Here is a 15,875-nt window from a genome sequence, read left to right as displayed (position 1 = left end):
AGACATGGAACTTCAGGGTTCCATGTCTTTTTTATTGGGCAATATATGCTCGTAAGAATCCCCTTCCTGACGAAAGTCTTTTGTTCGATTAAACATTTTTAGTTCTGTATGTAATGCGGCTTTAGCCATAATGTGGGCGCTGATAGGTGCCGTCAAAAATAGGAATATGGCAATAAGAAGTTCGTTCAGGTTAATCGACCCTTGTACCGAAGTAATAAGAATAGAAGCAATGACTATGCCGCCAATGCCTATTGTGGTGTTCTTAGTGGGCGCGTGTAAACGGGTAAAAAAGTCAGGAAGTATGGCTAACCCCAAAGAGCCAATAAAGGCAAATATAGCGCCTAATAAGATAAAGAAGGCCGCTAGCCACTGTGACCATGCTGGTAATTGGTTCAATGCATCCATAAGGTTTTCCTCTTTATTCTATTAAGTCGCCACGCAGTAAAAACTTACCTGCTGCGATGGTGCCGACAAAACCGAACATGGCAATGAGTAACGCAGCTTCAAAATAGGTTTGCGTGTTTTGGTACATACCCAACAACAGCAGTAAAGCCAGTGAATTAATGTAAATCGTATCCAGCGCCAGTATTCTGTCCGGTAGATCCGGTCCCTTAATAAGGCGCCAGAAATTCATTAATACCGATAAACTGAATAACAAGAAGGCAATGTGCAGTACCGTCGTTAACATTGGAATATCTCCTTCAGGCGACGCTCGTAGCGGTTTCGAATCGTTTTTATCACTTCTTCCGGGCTTTCTTCTGAGAATGCGTGAATAAGAATACCTTTACGCCCCCGAGTAATTTCACAAGATACCGTGCCTGGCGTCAATGTTATGGTACTAGCAAGAAGAGTAACCGGAAGTTCCTCTTTCATATCCAGTGGAAAAACAAACATCGCAGGTTTGATGGAACGAGGTTTCCCAATAATCATAACGGCAACTTTAAAGTTAGCCACAACAATGTCGTTTAACAGAATAAAAAAGTAAACGACAGCAAGGTCCGGTCGCTTAACCTTTGCAAAGTTGGGCCAGGCGTTACGGAATAAAAATGGAATAAACCAGGAAAATAAAGCGCCCAGTATGATCACCCCGGGCGAAACTGAGTTAAATAACAACACCCATAGCGTCAATAAGAAAAAAGATAACAAAGGTGTCGGAAATAGCTTTTTCATAGTAATTATTCCACTCCTTTCGTCAGCACGCGTGATGGGTACTGGCTTATGTCGTAAAGCTGTTCAGCGACATCATCGGTATAGTTACGTATTGGGCTGGCAAATAATGTCATAACAACCGATAACGACAGAAGTATAACCACAGCTGCTCTCTTTCCTAAAGGAGCAGACTGTTCATTTGCTTTACCCGACAGGGTATGCCAAAGCATTTTACTTCCCGCTCGTGTGACTGAAATTAGCATAACTAGAGTCGCACCTAACAAGGCTCCCCACAGCCAAAAACTCGCCGCGGTTGGGCTTGCCGATTCCATAATCATTAGTTTCCCGACAAAACCTGACAGAGGCGGTAAACCGATTATTGCTATTGCAGCAATTAAAAACATGACTGAATACGTAGAGTGATTAGCCATTTTCTTGCCGGATACGATACGCGATGCGGTTTTACCGCGTTCGAACGCTATAAGGTCGGCCAGTAAGAATAATGCACCAGTTATAAAGGTTGAGTGGATTAAATAAAACAGCATGGCGCCTGTTGTCGCTATTCCATTTAAACTGTAGGTTGCGATAAGCGTGCCGATTGAGGTGACGACTAAATAGGCCACAAGCAAGCGCAAATCTCGAGCTCCGATAACTCCGATGGTGCCGGCGAGCATGGTTATGAGGCCCATAACCCACAGCCAGTCATGTGCAATGAGGGCGAGTTCATTAGCTTCAGGGCCAAAAATGAGTGTATAGACGCGAACTATTGCGTAAACCCCAACTTTTGTCATTATTGCGAAAAGGGCAGCAACAACTCCGGTTGTTGTGGAATAAGCCTGAGGCAGCCAAAAGTGGAGCGGCAGAATAGCGGCTTTAATGCCGAATACTATCAATAGCATCATGCCACCAGCTTTAGCTAAGGCGGCCTGGTCTCCGCTTAATTGCTGAACTTGCGTGGCAAGATCAGCCATATTCAATGTGCCGGTAACGCCGTATAGAGTGCCAATACCAATTAAGAAAAGAGCAGACCCCAACAGGTTCAGCAATACGTAGTGTAAGGTCGTGCGTAAACGAAATTTTCCTCCACCGTGCATTAATAGTGCGTACGAGGAAATCAGTAGGACTTCGAAGAAGACGAATAAGTTGAAAATATCGCCGGTAGCAAAAGCCCCCATAATGCCCATCACCTGAAACTGAAATAACGCCTGAAAGTGTGAGCCAAGATTATCTTCGGCATAACATCCGTAGATGAGTACAGGTAATGCGAGTATAGCTGTTACCAGCATCATCAGAGCGCTAAGTTTGTCCACCATCAGGACAATTCCAAATGGCGCAGACCAGTTGCCTAAAGCATAAACAATCATCTGGTCCTGATTAATCTGGACGAGTAGGGCGATACTCGCTATCAAAGTTAATATACTGGACAGCAGGCCTATAACCCTGCGTTTTGGCTGAGGTCTGTCTCCCCATGGAAGAAGTTGTAGCAGCGCTGCCATTAATGGCACCAAAATAGGAAGTATCGCCAAATGTTGTTGCCACATTAGCGGTTGCCCTCCGTGCTGTTATCTTGCTGGTTCACTTCGTCTGTTCCTATCTCGCCTCGGGCGCGAACTGCCAGAATAATTGAGTAGGCTGTCATGGCGAAACCGATAACAATAGCGGTAAGAACCAGAGCCTGAGGTAAAGGGTCGGCATAGGTTTCCTGAGTACCATAAATTGGTGCTCCGTCTATTGTCAGACGACCGGTTGAAAATAGAAATAAATTAACGGCATAAGACAGCATGGTAATGCCGACGACCACAGGAAACGAACGGCCGCGCAGAATGAGAAACACACTGCATGCGGTTAAAATGCCAACGGTAACAGAATATAAAGTTTCCATTAATGCCCCTCATGCGTTGGGCGATGACGTGTCGTCATCTTCCCGAAGTTACTTAAAATCATCATAGTGGCGCCAATAACCGTCAGGAAAACACCAAGATCGAAGAGTAATGCCGTCGCAAATTCAAATTTACCAACCAGTGGCCAGTCTAAATAGGTAAACCAGGAAGTCAGGAAAGGCTTGCCAAACAGCCAGCTACCAAGCCCGGTAAGCACCGCAATCAAAACACCAAACGACATTAGAGATTGATAATTAACGCTAAAGCGTTCTTTCATCCAGTCAACGCCATTCGCTATGTACTGCAGGATCATGGCCGACGCGACTATCAGGCCTGCGATAAAACCACCACCCGGTAAGTTGTGACCTCTTAGGAAAATATAGGCTGCAACTACCATCGCCATGGGTAAAATAATGTTGGCAACAGTCGTTAGCATCAACGGGTGTCTAATTCTATGCCAGGGGCGTCCGTCAATATCACTGGAAGGCATAAAGGGTTTTAGCTTATTAAGCAGTTTATGAATACCTGCAGCAGCTATTGCCAGAACGGTAATTTCACCTAAGGTATCGAAACCACGAAAGTCCACCAGAATGACGTTTACGACGTTGGTTCCACCACCACCGGATTTGGCATTCGCAAGGAAAAAGTCCGAGATGCTTTCAAATGGTGAGGTTAGTATTGCGAAATTTAAGGTAGCGACAATGCCGCCAATAAAGCTGGCAATGATGATGTCACGAAAAACTCGGTGGCCAGAAGAAGCCCGACTGGTTTTTTGTGGCATAAAGAACAACGCCAGTATCATTAGGATAATACTGACCACTTCGACTACCAACTGAGTCATGGCCAGATCCGGTGCGGAGAAGTGCGCGAAAGCTAACGACACAACCAATCCAACCACTGATAGCATCATTAACATCACAAAGCGATTGCGATGCAGTGTCGCGGTGGCAAATGCTGCGGATATCAGGACAACAGCACCAACTATGCTAACCATATCAACAGGCAGTTGCGGTTTGCCACCGGTCACCACACTTAGGTCACTTAGCGAAGGAAGTAACACGACAATAACGCTGATAAGAACGAAAGCAATGTAGCGTTGCAAGGAACCTGTGTCTAAGCGCTCGTAGAAATTAGCTGCGGCATCAGAAGTTTTTTGCACAAGCCGTTCAAAATTGTGTTTAGCGTCCTGGCCGTCAAATTGACGATTAAACGTAAACAGCTGATCGCGGGAAAGGTATATCAAAATGCCGCCAACCACTGCGACTGCGCTCATTAATAGAGGCATGTTAAAGCCGTGCCAAAGCGATAGCTTTACTTCAACAGGAGAGCCTGTAACAGCCGCGGCAGCCTGGTCAAGTATACCCGAGACCATGGTCATTGGCGCGATGCCGATAGCGATACACAGCAATCCCAGAATAGCAACAGGTGCAGACATCATGCGCGGTGGGTCATGTGGTTTTTTTGGTAGCTCTTTATAGTCTCCATTAAAGAAAACATCGTGAATAAATCGAATGGAGTAAGCCACTGACAGCATGGCACCCACAGTCGCCAATATAGGAATAAACCATGACAGTCCGCCGAATAAATGTTGCTGTAGAGCCTGATCCAGGAAGAGTTCTTTAGACATAAACCCGTTAAATGGCGGGATTCCAGCCATTGAGGCCGCTACGATCATGGCGAGAGTAGCGGTTATTGGCATCAGGCTCATAAGCCCTTGCAGTTTACGCATATCACGAGTGCCGGACTCATGGTCAATAATACCCGCGGTCATGAATAGTGCTGCTTTAAAGAAAGCATGGTTAATAACATGAAATAGCGCGGCTATTACGGCCCCTTGGGTGCCTATCCCCAGTAGCATACAGATAAGACCCAGGTGGCTTACAGTAGAGAAAGCGAGTAACCCTTTCAGGTCGTGCTTTAGCAAAGCAAAGTAAGCGCCGACTAACATGGTAATTAAGCCAGTCAATGTAACCAGAGTAAACCACAGCTCAGTTTCAGCTAATACTGGATGAAAACGTGCTAATAGAAAGATACCAGCTTTTACCATGGTCGCCGAGTGTAAGTACGCACTAACAGGAGTGGGTGCTGCCATGGCATGTGGTAGCCAAAATTGAAATGGAAACTGGGCTGATTTAGTAAAGGCTCCTAAAAGAACGAGTACTAAGGCCGGAACATAGTACGCGTGCGCCTTTATCTGGTCTGCTGCGGCGAATACGGTATCCAATTGATAGCCGCCGGCTATGTGCCCAATTATTAGTAATCCGGCTAAGAGCGCCAGACCTCCTGCGCCGGTGGTTGCCAATGCCATGCGGGCACCGCGGCGGGCATCACTGCTATGGAACCAATAACCGATAAGTAAAAAGGAAGAAATGCTGGTCAGTTCCCAGAATACCCACATTAATAAGATATTATCTGCCATAACGATGCCCAGCATCGAGGACATGAATAAAAGCAGGCATGCGTAAAAACGGGATTCGTCGTCGTTACTGCTCAAATAGTAGTGGGCATACCCAATAATCAGAACACCTATGCCTAATATGAGACTTACAAAAAGCAGTGACAAACCATCCAGGCGCACGGCGAAATCAAGCCCTATACCCGGCAACCATTCCACCAGTTGTTTGGGTACTTCACCGGCGAGCGTTGCGGGTACGTACTGAAACAAAACAATTAAGCAGAAAATAGGAACAAGTAATGTAATCCCAGTCTTTATCGGTCGCGACGCTTGTTTAAATAATAGCGGTAAGAGCGCACCAAAGAATGGGGCAAAAATAATGAATAGCAGATTCATACCATAGAAGTCCCAAGTCAGCCTGTGCTCTTATAATAAGGTATACTTACCTGAGCAACGTAAAGTATTGAATTTACCATTGGTTCTGCCGCAATCCAACTAAACTAAACTCTTTAGATGGTGAATTCACCTTACACCTACGAAATTTTCTGAGATTACCCTACCACTTCCAAAATTTATCTGTTACACTTCGCGACCCTTTTTATAAGGGAAAAACCAAAGGCAGCACGACCCGAGAGGGTCTGTTTTTTTAACTAAGCGGGGCACTGAAATGATCCAAATGCAAACTACCCTGGACGTTGCCGATAACTCCGGCGCGCGCAGCGTACAATGTATTAAGGTTCTAGGTGGTTCGCACCGTCGCTACGCAAACATCGGCGATATCATCAAAGTTACTGTCAAGGAAGCAATTCCGCGCGGTAAGGTGAAGAAAGGCGATGTAGTGAATGCGGTGGTCGTTCGCACCAGAAAAGGCGTCCGTCGACAAGACGGGTCGGTCATCCGTTTTGACCGCAACGCGGCTGTGTTGTTGAATAACAACCAACAGCCCATTGGCACACGTATTTTCGGGCCGGTAACTCGTGAACTGCGTTCAGAGCAGTTTATGAAGATTATCTCGCTGGCACCAGAAGTACTATAAGGAGTCAATTATGGCGGCAAAAATTAAACGTGATGACGAAGTAGTCGTCCTGGCAGGTAAGGACAAGGGCAAGCAAGGCAAAGTCCTAAAAGTTCTTACCGATAAAGATCGCGTGATCGTGGAAGGCGTCAACGTAGTCAAGAAACACCAAAAGCCAAATCCGGCTCTAGGTGAATCTGGTGGCATCGTTGAACAAGAAGCAGCAATCCACATTTCGAACGTAGCGATCCTTAACCCAGAGACAGGTAAAGCAGATCGTGTTGGATTTCGTATTGAAGATGGCAAGAAAGTTCGCTTCTTCAAATCGAACAACGCAATCATTTAATTCAAACTTGGAGTTTTACGATGGCGAAACTGCATGATTTTTACAGAGAATCGGTAGTTCCTGAGCTTATGAAAGAGTTCAGCTACAACAGCGTCATGCAAGTCCCTCGGATTGATAAAATCACCCTTAATATGGGTGTTGGTGAAGCTCTGGCTGACAAAAAAGTACTTGATAACGCAGTGGCTGACCTAGAGGCTATCTCTGGTCAAAAGCCAATTCGTACTGTGGCACGCAAGTCTGTCGCCGGTTTCAAAGTCCGTGAAGGCTTCCCGATTGGCTGTAAAGTAACTCTGCGCGGCGAGCGCATGTGGGACTTTTTGCAACGCTTAATTTCGATTGCAATCCCACGTATCCGTGACTTCCGCGGCCTGAACCCTAAATCGTTCGATGGTCGTGGTAATTACAGCATGGGTGTTCGTGAGCAGATCATCTTTCCGGAGGTCGACTATGACAAAGTCGACAAGGTACGTGGTCTGGATATCACCATTACCACAAATGCTGGCACAGATGACGAAGCTCGTGCTTTGCTAGCTGCCTTTAACTTCCCGTTCAGAAAGTAAGGTGTAGAGTTATGGCAAAACAGTCAATGAAAGCGCGTGACGTGAAGCGAGCTAAAATCGCTTCAAAATACGCAGAAAAACGCAACGCACTGAAAACGGTCATTAATGACCCTAAAGCATCAGACGAAGAGCGTTGGGAAGCCGTACTTAAGTTGCAACAGCTCCCACGTGATGCCAGTCCGACGCGTCAACGTAACCGTTGTCGTATAACTGGTCGTCCTCATGGTTTCCTTCGTAAATTCGGCATGAGCCGAATCAAGGTCCGTGAGATGGCGATGCGCGGTGAAATTCCTGGCTTGAAAAAAGCTAGCTGGTAAGCCACGAATCACGGGAGAAAGCAAATATGAGCATGCAAGATCCAATTGCGGATATGTTCACACGCATTCGCAACGCTCAAGGTGCTAACAAAGTAACGGTTAAAATGCCGTCTTCTAAGCAGAAAGTGGCGATTGCTCAAGTTCTGAAAGAAGAAGGTTTTATTACTGGTTACAGTGCCGAGAGTACTGTTAAACCTGAGCTTGAAGTCGAATTAAAGTATTTCGAAGGCAAGCCAGTAATTGAAACAATCGAGCGCGTTAGTCGCCCCGGTCTGCGTATCTATAAGAAACGCAACGAGTTGCCTAACGTAATGGGTGGCCTTGGCATCGCAGTAGTTTCGACGTCTAAAGGCCTGATGACTGATCGTGCCGCTCGCCAAGCTGGTCTTGGTGGCGAAATTATCGGTTACGTAGCGTAATTAGGAGGTAGGAAATGTCACGTGTTGCTAAAGCACCCATTGAAATTCCTGCTGGCGTTGAAGTTACGCTAAATGGCCAGGAAGTCACGATTAAAGGTGCCCAAGGCTCAATGAGTCGTGTTGTAAACGATGCAGTTGAACTGGTAAAAGATGAGAGTGAGTTACGTACTAACGCCCGTGAAGGTGTTGCTAACTCAACAGCTCAAGCTGGTACGGCTCGCGCATTGTTGCAAAACATGGTGGTCGGAGTCACTAAAGGATTCGAGCGTAAGTTACAGTTGATAGGTGTTGGTTACCGTGCGCAAGCACAAGGTAAAAAACTAAACCTGACGCTAGGCTTTTCGCATCCTGTGGAGTTCGAGATTCCTGAGGGGATCACAATCGATACTCCGACTCAGACTGAAGTCGTCGTTAAAGGTGCAGATAAGCAGTTAGTTGGTCAAGTTGCCGCTAACATTCGTGCATACCGTAAACCTGAGCCTTATAAAGGCAAAGGTGTCCGTTATGCTGACGAGCAAGTGCGCCGTAAAGAAGCCAAGAAAAAGTAGGGTAATACGATGGACAATAAAGCAGCTCGCTTACGTCGTGCTACTCGCGCACGTAAACAAATTAAAGAGTTGGGTGCAAATCGCCTGGTCGTTCACCGTACACCACGGCATATTTACGCGCAGTTGATCGCACCTAACGGTTCTGAAGTGCTGGCAGCCGCATCGACTGCAGAGAAAAGTGTCCGCGAAGGGCTTAAATCTACAGGTAATGTAGACGCAGCCAAAGTCGTGGGCAAAACTATCGCTGAACGAGCGATTGAAAAAGGCGTTAAAAACGTTTCTTTCGATCGTAGTGGTTTTAAATACCACGGTCGCGTAGCCGCATTAGCGGACGCAGCTCGTGAAGCCGGACTTCAGTTCTAGGAGACGAACATGGCAAATGTAGAAGCTCAAACCGGTGAACTGATAGAGAAGTTGATTACAGTAAATCGTGTAGCAAAAGTTGTTAAAGGTGGTCGTATCTTTAGCTTCACTGCACTGACTGTAGTTGGCGACGGTAAAGGTAAAGTCGGTTTTGGTTATGGTAAAGCGCGTGAAGTACCCGCTGCTATTCAAAAAGCAATGGAAAAAGCACGTCGCAATATGGTTACCGTTCAACTGAAAGGCGACACTTTACAGCATCCTGTTAAAGGACGTCATTCAGGTTCACAGGTATACATGCAACCTGCTTCAGAAGGTACGGGTATCATCGCTGGTGGTGCAATGCGTGCGGTTCTGGAAGTTTCAGGTGTTCATAACGTGCTGTCAAAGGCATATGGTTCAACCAACCCAATCAACGTTGTTCGCGCGACTATTAAAGCGTTGAACGGCATGAAATCGCCGGAGCAAGTTGCGGCGAAGCGTGGATTGCGCGTTGACGAAATACTGGGGTAGTGAACAATGGCGAAAAAGACAATCAAAGTAACACAGACGCGTAGCTCTATCGGTCGTTTGCCGAAGCATAAAGCTACACTACGTGGCTTGGGTCTCCGCCGCATTGGTCACACAGTAGAGTTGGAAGACACTGCTGCAGTCCGCGGTATGGTGAACCGAGTTAATTACATGATTAAGGTGGAGGGATAAGCGATGGAACTTAATACACTTGCTCCCGCACCTGGTGCAAAAAGCAGCAAAAAGCGCGTTGGGCGTGGTATAGGTTCAGGTCTTGGAAAGACTGGCGGCCGTGGTCACAAAGGGCAGAAGTCTCGCTCTGGTGGCTCAGTTAAGCCAGGTTTCGAAGGCGGACAAATGCCAATTCAACGTCGTCTGCCTAAATTTGGTTTTACTTCTCGCAAGGCTATGGTCACTGCAGAAGTAAACTTGGCAGAAATCGCGAGGGTTGACGGTGATACCGTTGAACTGGCGACTTTGAAAGCAGCAGGTCTCGTTCGTAAGAACGTACTACACGCTAAAGTCATCAAATCTGGTGAGCTAAGTCGTGCTGTGACTGTAAAAGGTCTTAAAGTCACCAAAGGCGCTCGCGAAGCTATTGAAGCTGCTGGCGGCAAAATCGAAGGATAGAGCAAATGGCTAAACCAGGATTGGAATCAAATCGAGCGCAAGGTGGCTTGTCGGAACTTAAGCGTCGCCTGTTGTTTGTGTTAGGAGCGATTATCGTTTTCCGAGCGGGCTCCTTTGTGCCTATTCCTGGTATTGATGCCGCTGTATTGGCTCAGCTATTCGAACAGCAGAAAGATACCATCGTTGCCATGTTTAACATGTTCAGCGGTGGTGCTTTAGAGCGTGCGTCAGTATTTGCATTAGGTATTATGCCGTATATTTCGGCTTCGATTATTATGCAGTTGGCAAGCGTGGTACATCCACGTTTGGCAGAGCTTAAGAAAGAAGGTGAATCTGGTCGTCGTAAGATTAACCAGTATACGCGGTGGGGTACTTTAATACTGGCAACGTTCCAGTCGATTGGTATAGCTACAGGCTTGCCAAATTTAATGCCCGGGCTAGTAATAGACCCTGGCTTCGGCTTCTATTTCACTGCTGTGGTGAGCTTAGTCACAGGAACCATGTTCCTTATGTGGTTAGGCGAACAGATTACTGAGCGTGGTATAGGCAACGGTATCTCTATCCTGATCTTTGTGGGTATTGTTGCAGGATTACCTTCCGCTATCGGCCAAACGGCTGAACAAGCGCGTCAAGGTGACTTGCACCTGTTATTGTTGTTATTAATTGGGGTTGTAGTTTTAGCAGTAACTTATTTCGTTGTTTTTGTGGAGCGTGGACAACGTCGTATCGTTGTTAACTATGCGAAGCGTCAACAAGGTCGTAAAGTATTTGCTGCGCAAAGCACGCACTTGCCATTGAAAGTTAATATGGCTGGTGTTATTCCACCAATTTTTGCGTCAAGTATTATTTTATTTCCGGGTACCATCGCCACTTGGTTTGGCTCTGGTGACGGTGCGGTTGCAGACATTTTGCAGCAAGTATCGATGACATTGTCTCCCGGTCAGCCGTTATATGTGTTATTGTACGCGGCTGCGATAATCTTCTTCTGTTTCTTCTATACTGCGTTGGTATTTAACCCTCGCGAAACAGCTGACAACTTGAAGAAGTCGGGTGCGTTTATTCCGGGTATTCGCCCAGGTGAACAAACCTCAAGATACATCGATAAAGTAATGACGCGTTTAACTTTAGCAGGCGCACTGTACATTACCTTTGTCTGTTTGGTTCCGGAGTTCATGATGATTGCATGGAATGTGCAATTCTACTTCGGCGGTACATCTTTATTGATTATCGTAGTTGTTATCATGGACTTTATGGCACAGGTTCAGACTCATATGATGTCGCATCAATATGACTCTGTCCTGAAAAAAGCCAATCTGAAAGGCTACGGCCGGTAAGATTGGGTAGAACGGAGAGTAGCAATGAAAGTTCGTGCTTCCGTGAAGAAAATCTGTCGTAACTGCAAAATCATCAAGCGTAACGGTGTAGTTCGCGTTATTTGTACTGATGCTAAGCATAAGCAACGACAAGGTTGATTCGAAGGAAAGGCTTGCGGCTTAATCGCCGCAGCCTTTGAAGTATTTGCAATTCGGCAATCGGTTGAGTATCCTAACGGGCTTTTCAACTGAAGCCTACAAACTGAAGGAGACGTGTTAGTGGCCCGTATCGCTGGCATTAACGTTCCTGACAATAAGCATGCAGTCATAGCTTTGACTGCAATCTACGGTGTTGGCCGTACTCGTTCACAGCAGATTCTTGCTGCCACGGGTATTGCTGAAGACACTAAGATTGGTTCATTGTCAGAAGACAAACTGGACGCGCTTCGTGACGCCGTATCAAAGTTCGCCGTAGAAGGCGACTTGCGTCGTGAAGTATCTATGAACATTAAACGTTTGATGGACCTCGGATGTTTCCGTGGACTTCGTCATCGTCGTAGCTTACCTCTACGTGGGCAGCGCACTAAAACAAATGCGCGCACTCGTAAAGGTCCGCGCAAACCAATTAAGAAATAGGGGGATGGAGTAATGGCTAAAACACCAACTCGCTCTCGAAAGCGCGTTAAAAAGCAGGTCGCCGATGGCATGGCTCATGTGCATGCATCTTTCAACAACACCATTATTACCATTACTGATCGCCAGGGTAACGCATTAGCGTGGGCTACCGCAGGTGGATCAGGGTTCCGTGGTTCACGGAAGTCAACGCCGTTTGCAGCACAGGTTGCAGCAGAACGTGCAGGTGAAATGGCGAAGGAATACGGACTGAAAAACCTGGAAGTATTTGTGAATGGTCCAGGCCCAGGTCGTGAATCATCGATTCGTGCCCTGAACGCCGTTGGTTACAAAATCACAAATATTACCGATGTGACACCGATTCCTCACAACGGTTGTCGTCCGCCTAAGAAACGTCGCGTTTAAGGCGTGAATCGATAGTTGGAGAAAGATCATGGCTAGATATTTGGGTCCAAAGCTCAAGCTGAGCCGTCGCGAAGGAACAGATTTGTTCCTGAAAAGCGGCGTTCGCGCAATCGATTCTAAATGTAAGATCGACACTGCACCAGGACAACACGGCGCGCGTCGCGGTCGTTTGTCAGACTACGGTGTTCAGTTGCGTGAGAAACAGAAAGTTCGTCGTATGTACGGCGTACTGGAAAAGCAATTTCGTAACTACTACAAAGAAGCTGCACGACTGAAAGGCAATACCGGTGAAAACCTGTTGCAGTTGCTGGAACAGCGCTTGGATAACGTAGTGTATCGCATGGGTTTTGCGTCAACACGCGCAGAAGCTCGTCAGCTGGTCAGTCACAAAGCAGTTGTTGTGAATGGTCAGGTAGTGAACATTCCATCGTTCAAGGTTCGTCCTGAAGACGTCGTTTCTGTTCGTGAAAAAGCGAAGAAACAAGCACGTATCGGAGCAGCACTGGAGCTTGCGGAACAACGTGAGAAGCCAGTCTGGATAGAAGTAGACAACAACAAATTGGAAGGTGCATTTAAACGTCTTCCAGAACGTAGTGACTTGTCTGCTGAAATTAACGAACAGTTGATCGTAGAGCTTTACTCTAAGTAAAGCTTAAGCATAGAGAGAGGACACAATGCAGGGTTCTGTTACCGAATTCCTAAAGCCGAGGTTAGTCGACATCGAGCAAATCAGCCCGACTCATGCCAAGGTGACACTGGAGCCTCTGGAACGCGGCTTTGGTTATACACTAGGTAATGCGTTACGTCGCATTTTACTATCGTCAATGCCAGGCTGTGCAGTGACTGAGGTTGAAATCGATGGCGTGCTGCACGAATACAGCAGCAAAGAGGGCGTTCAGGAAGATGTCATTGAAGTTTTATTGAACCTGAAAGGGCTGGCAGTAAGCGTTGAAGGTAAAGATGAAGCAACTCTGACTTTGAATAAATCCGGAGCAGGTCCTGTAACAGCAGGCGATTTCACCCATGACGGTGATGTTGAAATCGTTAATCCTGAGCACGTTATTTGTCATCTGACAGGCGACTATGAACTTGTAATGCGAGTAAAAGTCGAACGTGGTCGTGGTTACGTGCCTGCGGCATCTCGTCAGTCCGCTGATGATGATGAACGTCCAATCGGTCGTCTTTTAGTCGACGCGTCGTTTAGCCCGGTAGAACGCATCGCATATTCTGTAGATGCGGCTCGTGTTGAACAACGCACTGACTTAGACAAGCTGGTCATCGAAATGGAAACCAATGGTACATTGGATCCAGAAGAAGCAATCCGCCGTGCAGCAACAATTTTAGCTGAACAGTTGGATGCTTTTGTTGAACTTCGTGACATAAGTGAGCCGGAAGAAAAAGAAGAGAAACCGGAATTCGATCCGATTCTTCTTCGTCCGGTAGACGACTTGGAATTGACTGTTCGATCTGCGAACTGCTTGAAAGCAGAAGCGATTCAGTACATTGGTGACTTAGTACAACGCACTGAGGTCGAGTTATTAAAAACTCCGAACTTGGGTAAGAAGTCGTTGACTGAAATCAAAGACGTGTTGGCTTCACGTGGTTTGTCTCTGGGCATGCGCCTTGAGAACTGGCCACCAGCCAGCTTAATTGACAACGACTAAGTTCACCTTAGTAATAGATTTACTGAGAAGGGTATAGGTATGCGCCATCGTAAGAGTGGTCGTCAACTAAATCGAAACAGCAGCCATCGTCAGGCAATGTTCCGTAACATGGCAAGCTCTTTAGTGCGTCATGAAATCATCAAGACGACTTTGCCAAAGGCAAAAGAGTTACGTCGCGTTGTTGAGCCTTTAATCACAATGGCAAAACAAGATAGCGTAGCAAACCGTCGTCTGGCGTTCGCACGCACACGTGATAAAGAGGTTGTTGGCAAGCTGTTTAATGAATTAGGCCCGCGTTATGAAGAACGCCCAGGCGGTTACACTCGCATTATGAAGTGTGGCTTCCGTACAGGCGATAACGCTCCAATGGCTTACATTGAATTAGTTGGTCGCCCAGAAGTTGAAGAAGTTGAAGAAGTAGCTGAAGAAGTTACTGAGTAAACCGCTTCGAAAAGTTAAAAAGCCGGCTCAATTTCAGCCGGCTTTTTTATGTCTAAAGTTTAATAGTAAAAACTATTTCTGGAGCTCATCGTTAAAAATTTTGGCAAGGGTTTCCGTCTCGACATAACCTTCTTTTACTAACCATTCAAGTTCCTTGCGACTTACCCCCGATTGTTTAGCTTCCAAAGTTAATATTCGCCAATCTTCTTTGCTAATTTGGTAATTAATGCTTTCTTGATCTGAACTCACAAAAAAATCTTTCATAACAGAAATTAATGATGTCGCTGTCTCCGGTAGAGCTTTTATCGACTCAGTTAAGGAGGAAAGAATTGAAGTCGGAGTTTCTTTAGCTGCAGTTCTCAAAACAGATTCAGTAAAGTCAGGGTGAGACGCGACAGCCTTGCGTATAATAATTTCAGCCTTATCGGGCTGACGCTGCAATGCAATAGTAATGATATCATCAATATACGCAGGTTCGGTTTGAATGGCAGCCTCAACAATGCTCATAGATAAGTCTGGGTAACGAGCTATAGCAATGTCGACGACAGTATAAGTCACAGCAGGTTCTGCTTGCATTGCTGATACTACTATAGCCTTGACTCTGCTTTCTCTAATGTCAAAAGCGGCGTTAACGATATAAGAGGCATGTTCGGGGTAGTTATTAATCAAGATACGAACAGTGCGCATAATAGAAAAGTTTTTATTGAGATGATTTTCGATAATATTTCGGTAAGTATCCTTTAAAGAGGAAGGCGAGCTTTGAATGCTGCGATCAAAAGTAGCAGCATGACTCGTTCGTATAGCGCTTGAACTAAGAGTTGCTGCAAGTAAACAGGTAAGAGTTATTAATTTCCAGCGCATAAAAATTAAGCCTTTTATATGAGTCTAACTAGTTAGAGTGATTTAATATAACAACAGTTCAAATAAATCACAAAAAAGCAACAAAATAGACTCAAAAACAATCTAAGTGTAGCTTTTAATCTTAATGTGAGTGATTTTTGTTCGGTTGAACTAGTTGTTTCAAAAAAGATCTTGCAAGGCTCAGAGAGATCACTATAATTCGCCGCCGTTGTCATGAGTTATCTGCAAAGCGTATTTGCAACAAATTCTGACAACGGCGTTTTGCTTCAACCGGGCTGAAAAAAAAGCTGATAAAATGGGTTGACGAAACGAAAGGGACGTGTAGAATACGCCTCCCTGCTTCGAAAGAAGCAACGCTCTTTAACAATTATATCAAGCCAAGCAAACTGTGTGGGCACTTGCAGAAGTTAAGCAAACAGAAATATTTGT

The 15,875-nt window shown here is 45.9% G+C and carries 24 protein-coding genes; 17 read left to right on the top strand and 7 right to left on the bottom strand.

Translation table 11 applies throughout. The features are described from left to right. Positions 1 to 12: 12 nt before the first annotated feature. From Q5L94_RS04165 to Q5L94_RS04140, 6 genes are read right to left on the bottom strand one after another with little or no spacing between them, the layout of a single operon-like run. Positions 13 to 405 carry a Na+/H+ antiporter subunit G gene (locus Q5L94_RS04165; protein ID WP_011235142.1) on the bottom strand — a complete coding sequence of 131 codons (393 nt, stop codon included), beginning with the start codon at positions 403 to 405 and terminating at the stop codon, positions 13 to 15. A gap of 13 nt (positions 406 to 418) precedes the next feature. Further along, positions 419 to 688 (bottom strand): K+/H+ antiporter subunit F, encoded by a 270-nt coding sequence (locus tag Q5L94_RS04160; RefSeq protein ID WP_011235141.1) that lies wholly within the window; start codon positions 686 to 688, stop codon positions 419 to 421. Next, the gene (locus Q5L94_RS04155; protein ID WP_317497206.1) at positions 682 to 1,170 is read right to left on the bottom strand and encodes a Na+/H+ antiporter subunit E; all 489 of its coding nucleotides are present in this window, start codon (positions 1,168 to 1,170) and stop codon (positions 682 to 684) included. Before Q5L94_RS04155 ends, Q5L94_RS04160 begins: the two co-directional genes overlap by 7 nt. 5 nt (positions 1,171 to 1,175) lie before the next feature. Beyond that, positions 1,176 to 2,690, bottom strand: coding sequence for a monovalent cation/H+ antiporter subunit D (locus Q5L94_RS04150; protein ID WP_317497205.1), 1,515 nt, complete (start codon positions 2,688 to 2,690; stop codon positions 1,176 to 1,178). Further along, positions 2,690 to 3,031: a Na+/H+ antiporter subunit C gene (locus tag Q5L94_RS04145; protein WP_011235138.1), complete on the bottom strand. Its 342-nt coding sequence runs from the start codon at positions 3,029 to 3,031 to the stop codon at positions 2,690 to 2,692. Before Q5L94_RS04145 ends, Q5L94_RS04150 begins: the two co-directional genes overlap by 1 nt. After that, positions 3,031 to 5,820 carry a monovalent cation/H+ antiporter subunit A gene (locus Q5L94_RS04140; RefSeq protein WP_317497204.1) on the bottom strand — a complete coding sequence of 930 codons (2,790 nt, stop codon included), beginning with the start codon at positions 5,818 to 5,820 and terminating at the stop codon, positions 3,031 to 3,033. The genes Q5L94_RS04145 and Q5L94_RS04140 overlap by 1 nt, the downstream gene beginning before the upstream one ends. Before the next feature lie 271 nt (positions 5,821 to 6,091). Here Q5L94_RS04140 and rplN point away from each other — a divergent pair, with 271 nt between their 5' ends. The 17 genes from rplN to rplQ all read left to right on the top strand — a co-directional run bounded on the left by rplN (position 6,092) and on the right by rplQ (position 14,585). Further along, positions 6,092 to 6,460: a 50S ribosomal protein L14 gene (gene rplN, locus Q5L94_RS04135; protein WP_006956444.1), complete on the top strand. Its 369-nt coding sequence runs from the start codon at positions 6,092 to 6,094 to the stop codon at positions 6,458 to 6,460. Positions 6,461 to 6,470: 10 nt separating this feature from the next. Then, on the top strand, positions 6,471 to 6,785 hold the full coding sequence (gene rplX / locus Q5L94_RS04130) for a 50S ribosomal protein L24 (protein ID WP_034822544.1): 315 nt from the start codon (positions 6,471 to 6,473) through the stop codon (positions 6,783 to 6,785). A gap of 20 nt (positions 6,786 to 6,805) precedes the next feature. Next, complete coding sequence (gene rplE / locus Q5L94_RS04125; RefSeq protein WP_011235135.1) at positions 6,806 to 7,345, top strand: 50S ribosomal protein L5; 540 nt, start codon at positions 6,806 to 6,808, stop codon at positions 7,343 to 7,345. 11 nt (positions 7,346 to 7,356) lie between these two features. Continuing rightward, positions 7,357 to 7,662: a 30S ribosomal protein S14 gene (gene rpsN, locus Q5L94_RS04120; RefSeq protein WP_011235134.1), complete on the top strand. Its 306-nt coding sequence runs from the start codon at positions 7,357 to 7,359 to the stop codon at positions 7,660 to 7,662. Between the two features lie 26 nt (positions 7,663 to 7,688). Beyond that, positions 7,689 to 8,081, top strand: a complete 393-nt coding sequence (rpsH, locus tag Q5L94_RS04115; protein WP_011235133.1) for a 30S ribosomal protein S8 — start codon at positions 7,689 to 7,691, stop codon at positions 8,079 to 8,081. Positions 8,082 to 8,095: 14 nt separating this feature from the next. Continuing rightward, positions 8,096 to 8,629 (top strand): 50S ribosomal protein L6, encoded by a 534-nt coding sequence (gene rplF, locus Q5L94_RS04110; protein ID WP_317497203.1) that lies wholly within the window; start codon positions 8,096 to 8,098, stop codon positions 8,627 to 8,629. Positions 8,630 to 8,638: 9 nt separating this feature from the next. Then, entirely contained in the window at positions 8,639 to 8,992 is a 354-nt protein-coding gene (gene rplR / locus Q5L94_RS04105; protein ID WP_011235131.1) for a 50S ribosomal protein L18, read from the top strand. A gap of 9 nt (positions 8,993 to 9,001) precedes the next feature. Further along, positions 9,002 to 9,502, top strand: coding sequence for a 30S ribosomal protein S5 (gene rpsE / locus Q5L94_RS04100; RefSeq protein WP_011235130.1), 501 nt, complete (start codon positions 9,002 to 9,004; stop codon positions 9,500 to 9,502). A 6-nt stretch (positions 9,503 to 9,508) separates the two neighbouring features. Further along, entirely contained in the window at positions 9,509 to 9,691 is a 183-nt protein-coding gene (gene rpmD / locus Q5L94_RS04095; RefSeq protein WP_011235129.1) for a 50S ribosomal protein L30, read from the top strand. Positions 9,692 to 9,694: 3 nt separating this feature from the next. Further along, on the top strand, positions 9,695 to 10,129 hold the full coding sequence (rplO, locus tag Q5L94_RS04090; RefSeq protein WP_317497202.1) for a 50S ribosomal protein L15: 435 nt from the start codon (positions 9,695 to 9,697) through the stop codon (positions 10,127 to 10,129). 5 nt (positions 10,130 to 10,134) lie between these two features. Then, positions 10,135 to 11,463 (top strand): preprotein translocase subunit SecY, encoded by a 1,329-nt coding sequence (secY, locus tag Q5L94_RS04085; RefSeq protein WP_253618605.1) that lies wholly within the window; start codon positions 10,135 to 10,137, stop codon positions 11,461 to 11,463. A gap of 24 nt (positions 11,464 to 11,487) precedes the next feature. Further along, positions 11,488 to 11,601 (top strand): 50S ribosomal protein L36, encoded by a 114-nt coding sequence (rpmJ, locus tag Q5L94_RS04080; protein WP_006956433.1) that lies wholly within the window; start codon positions 11,488 to 11,490, stop codon positions 11,599 to 11,601. 120 nt (positions 11,602 to 11,721) lie between these two features. Then, positions 11,722 to 12,078, top strand: coding sequence for a 30S ribosomal protein S13 (gene rpsM, locus Q5L94_RS04075; RefSeq protein WP_011235126.1), 357 nt, complete (start codon positions 11,722 to 11,724; stop codon positions 12,076 to 12,078). A gap of 12 nt (positions 12,079 to 12,090) precedes the next feature. Then, complete coding sequence (gene rpsK, locus Q5L94_RS04070) at positions 12,091 to 12,480, top strand: 30S ribosomal protein S11 (protein ID WP_011235125.1); 390 nt, start codon at positions 12,091 to 12,093, stop codon at positions 12,478 to 12,480. A gap of 28 nt (positions 12,481 to 12,508) precedes the next feature. After that, the gene (rpsD, locus tag Q5L94_RS04065; RefSeq protein WP_317497201.1) at positions 12,509 to 13,129 is read left to right on the top strand and encodes a 30S ribosomal protein S4; all 621 of its coding nucleotides are present in this window, start codon (positions 12,509 to 12,511) and stop codon (positions 13,127 to 13,129) included. Between the two features lie 25 nt (positions 13,130 to 13,154). Next, positions 13,155 to 14,144 (top strand): DNA-directed RNA polymerase subunit alpha, encoded by a 990-nt coding sequence (locus Q5L94_RS04060; protein WP_011235123.1) that lies wholly within the window; start codon positions 13,155 to 13,157, stop codon positions 14,142 to 14,144. Between the two features lie 39 nt (positions 14,145 to 14,183). After that, positions 14,184 to 14,585 carry a 50S ribosomal protein L17 gene (rplQ, locus tag Q5L94_RS04055; protein ID WP_034822551.1) on the top strand — a complete coding sequence of 134 codons (402 nt, stop codon included), beginning with the start codon at positions 14,184 to 14,186 and terminating at the stop codon, positions 14,583 to 14,585. 72 nt (positions 14,586 to 14,657) lie between these two features. Here rplQ and Q5L94_RS04050 read toward each other — a convergent pair whose 3' ends face one another. Next, positions 14,658 to 15,446 carry a hypothetical protein gene (locus Q5L94_RS04050; protein WP_317497200.1) on the bottom strand — a complete coding sequence of 263 codons (789 nt, stop codon included), beginning with the start codon at positions 15,444 to 15,446 and terminating at the stop codon, positions 14,658 to 14,660. Positions 15,447 to 15,875 lie beyond the last annotated feature (429 nt).

Source organism: Idiomarina sp. Sol25 (genome assembly GCF_033052775.1).
Lineage (GTDB): Bacteria > Pseudomonadota > Gammaproteobacteria > Enterobacterales > Alteromonadaceae > Idiomarina.
This window is presented reverse-complemented; position numbering and strand designations above follow the sequence as displayed.

Coding starts and splice junctions, on each gene's coding strand:
- Q5L94_RS04165 (WP_011235142.1), bottom strand. CDS start 405: ATGGATGCATTGAACCAATTACCAGCATGGTCACAGTGGCTAGCGGCC.
- Q5L94_RS04160 (WP_011235141.1), bottom strand. CDS start 688: ATGTTAACGACGGTACTGCACATTGCCTTCTTGTTATTCAGTTTATCG.
- Q5L94_RS04155 (WP_317497206.1), bottom strand. CDS start 1,170: ATGAAAAAGCTATTTCCGACACCTTTGTTATCTTTTTTCTTATTGACG.
- Q5L94_RS04150 (WP_317497205.1), bottom strand. CDS start 2,690: ATGTGGCAACAACATTTGGCGATACTTCCTATTTTGGTGCCATTAATG.
- Q5L94_RS04145 (WP_011235138.1), bottom strand. CDS start 3,031: ATGGAAACTTTATATTCTGTTACCGTTGGCATTTTAACCGCATGCAGT.
- Q5L94_RS04140 (WP_317497204.1), bottom strand. CDS start 5,820: ATGAATCTGCTATTCATTATTTTTGCCCCATTCTTTGGTGCGCTCTTA.
- rplN (WP_006956444.1), top strand. CDS start 6,092: ATGATCCAAATGCAAACTACCCTGGACGTTGCCGATAACTCCGGCGCG.
- rplX (WP_034822544.1), top strand. CDS start 6,471: ATGGCGGCAAAAATTAAACGTGATGACGAAGTAGTCGTCCTGGCAGGT.
- rplE (WP_011235135.1), top strand. CDS start 6,806: ATGGCGAAACTGCATGATTTTTACAGAGAATCGGTAGTTCCTGAGCTT.
- rpsN (WP_011235134.1), top strand. CDS start 7,357: ATGGCAAAACAGTCAATGAAAGCGCGTGACGTGAAGCGAGCTAAAATC.
- rpsH (WP_011235133.1), top strand. CDS start 7,689: ATGAGCATGCAAGATCCAATTGCGGATATGTTCACACGCATTCGCAAC.
- rplF (WP_317497203.1), top strand. CDS start 8,096: ATGTCACGTGTTGCTAAAGCACCCATTGAAATTCCTGCTGGCGTTGAA.
- rplR (WP_011235131.1), top strand. CDS start 8,639: ATGGACAATAAAGCAGCTCGCTTACGTCGTGCTACTCGCGCACGTAAA.
- rpsE (WP_011235130.1), top strand. CDS start 9,002: ATGGCAAATGTAGAAGCTCAAACCGGTGAACTGATAGAGAAGTTGATT.
- rpmD (WP_011235129.1), top strand. CDS start 9,509: ATGGCGAAAAAGACAATCAAAGTAACACAGACGCGTAGCTCTATCGGT.
- rplO (WP_317497202.1), top strand. CDS start 9,695: ATGGAACTTAATACACTTGCTCCCGCACCTGGTGCAAAAAGCAGCAAA.
- secY (WP_253618605.1), top strand. CDS start 10,135: ATGGCTAAACCAGGATTGGAATCAAATCGAGCGCAAGGTGGCTTGTCG.
- rpmJ (WP_006956433.1), top strand. CDS start 11,488: ATGAAAGTTCGTGCTTCCGTGAAGAAAATCTGTCGTAACTGCAAAATC.
- rpsK (WP_011235125.1), top strand. CDS start 12,091: ATGGCTAAAACACCAACTCGCTCTCGAAAGCGCGTTAAAAAGCAGGTC.
- rpsD (WP_317497201.1), top strand. CDS start 12,509: ATGGCTAGATATTTGGGTCCAAAGCTCAAGCTGAGCCGTCGCGAAGGA.
- Q5L94_RS04060 (WP_011235123.1), top strand. CDS start 13,155: ATGCAGGGTTCTGTTACCGAATTCCTAAAGCCGAGGTTAGTCGACATC.
- rplQ (WP_034822551.1), top strand. CDS start 14,184: ATGCGCCATCGTAAGAGTGGTCGTCAACTAAATCGAAACAGCAGCCAT.
- Q5L94_RS04050 (WP_317497200.1), bottom strand. CDS start 15,446: ATGCGCTGGAAATTAATAACTCTTACCTGTTTACTTGCAGCAACTCTT.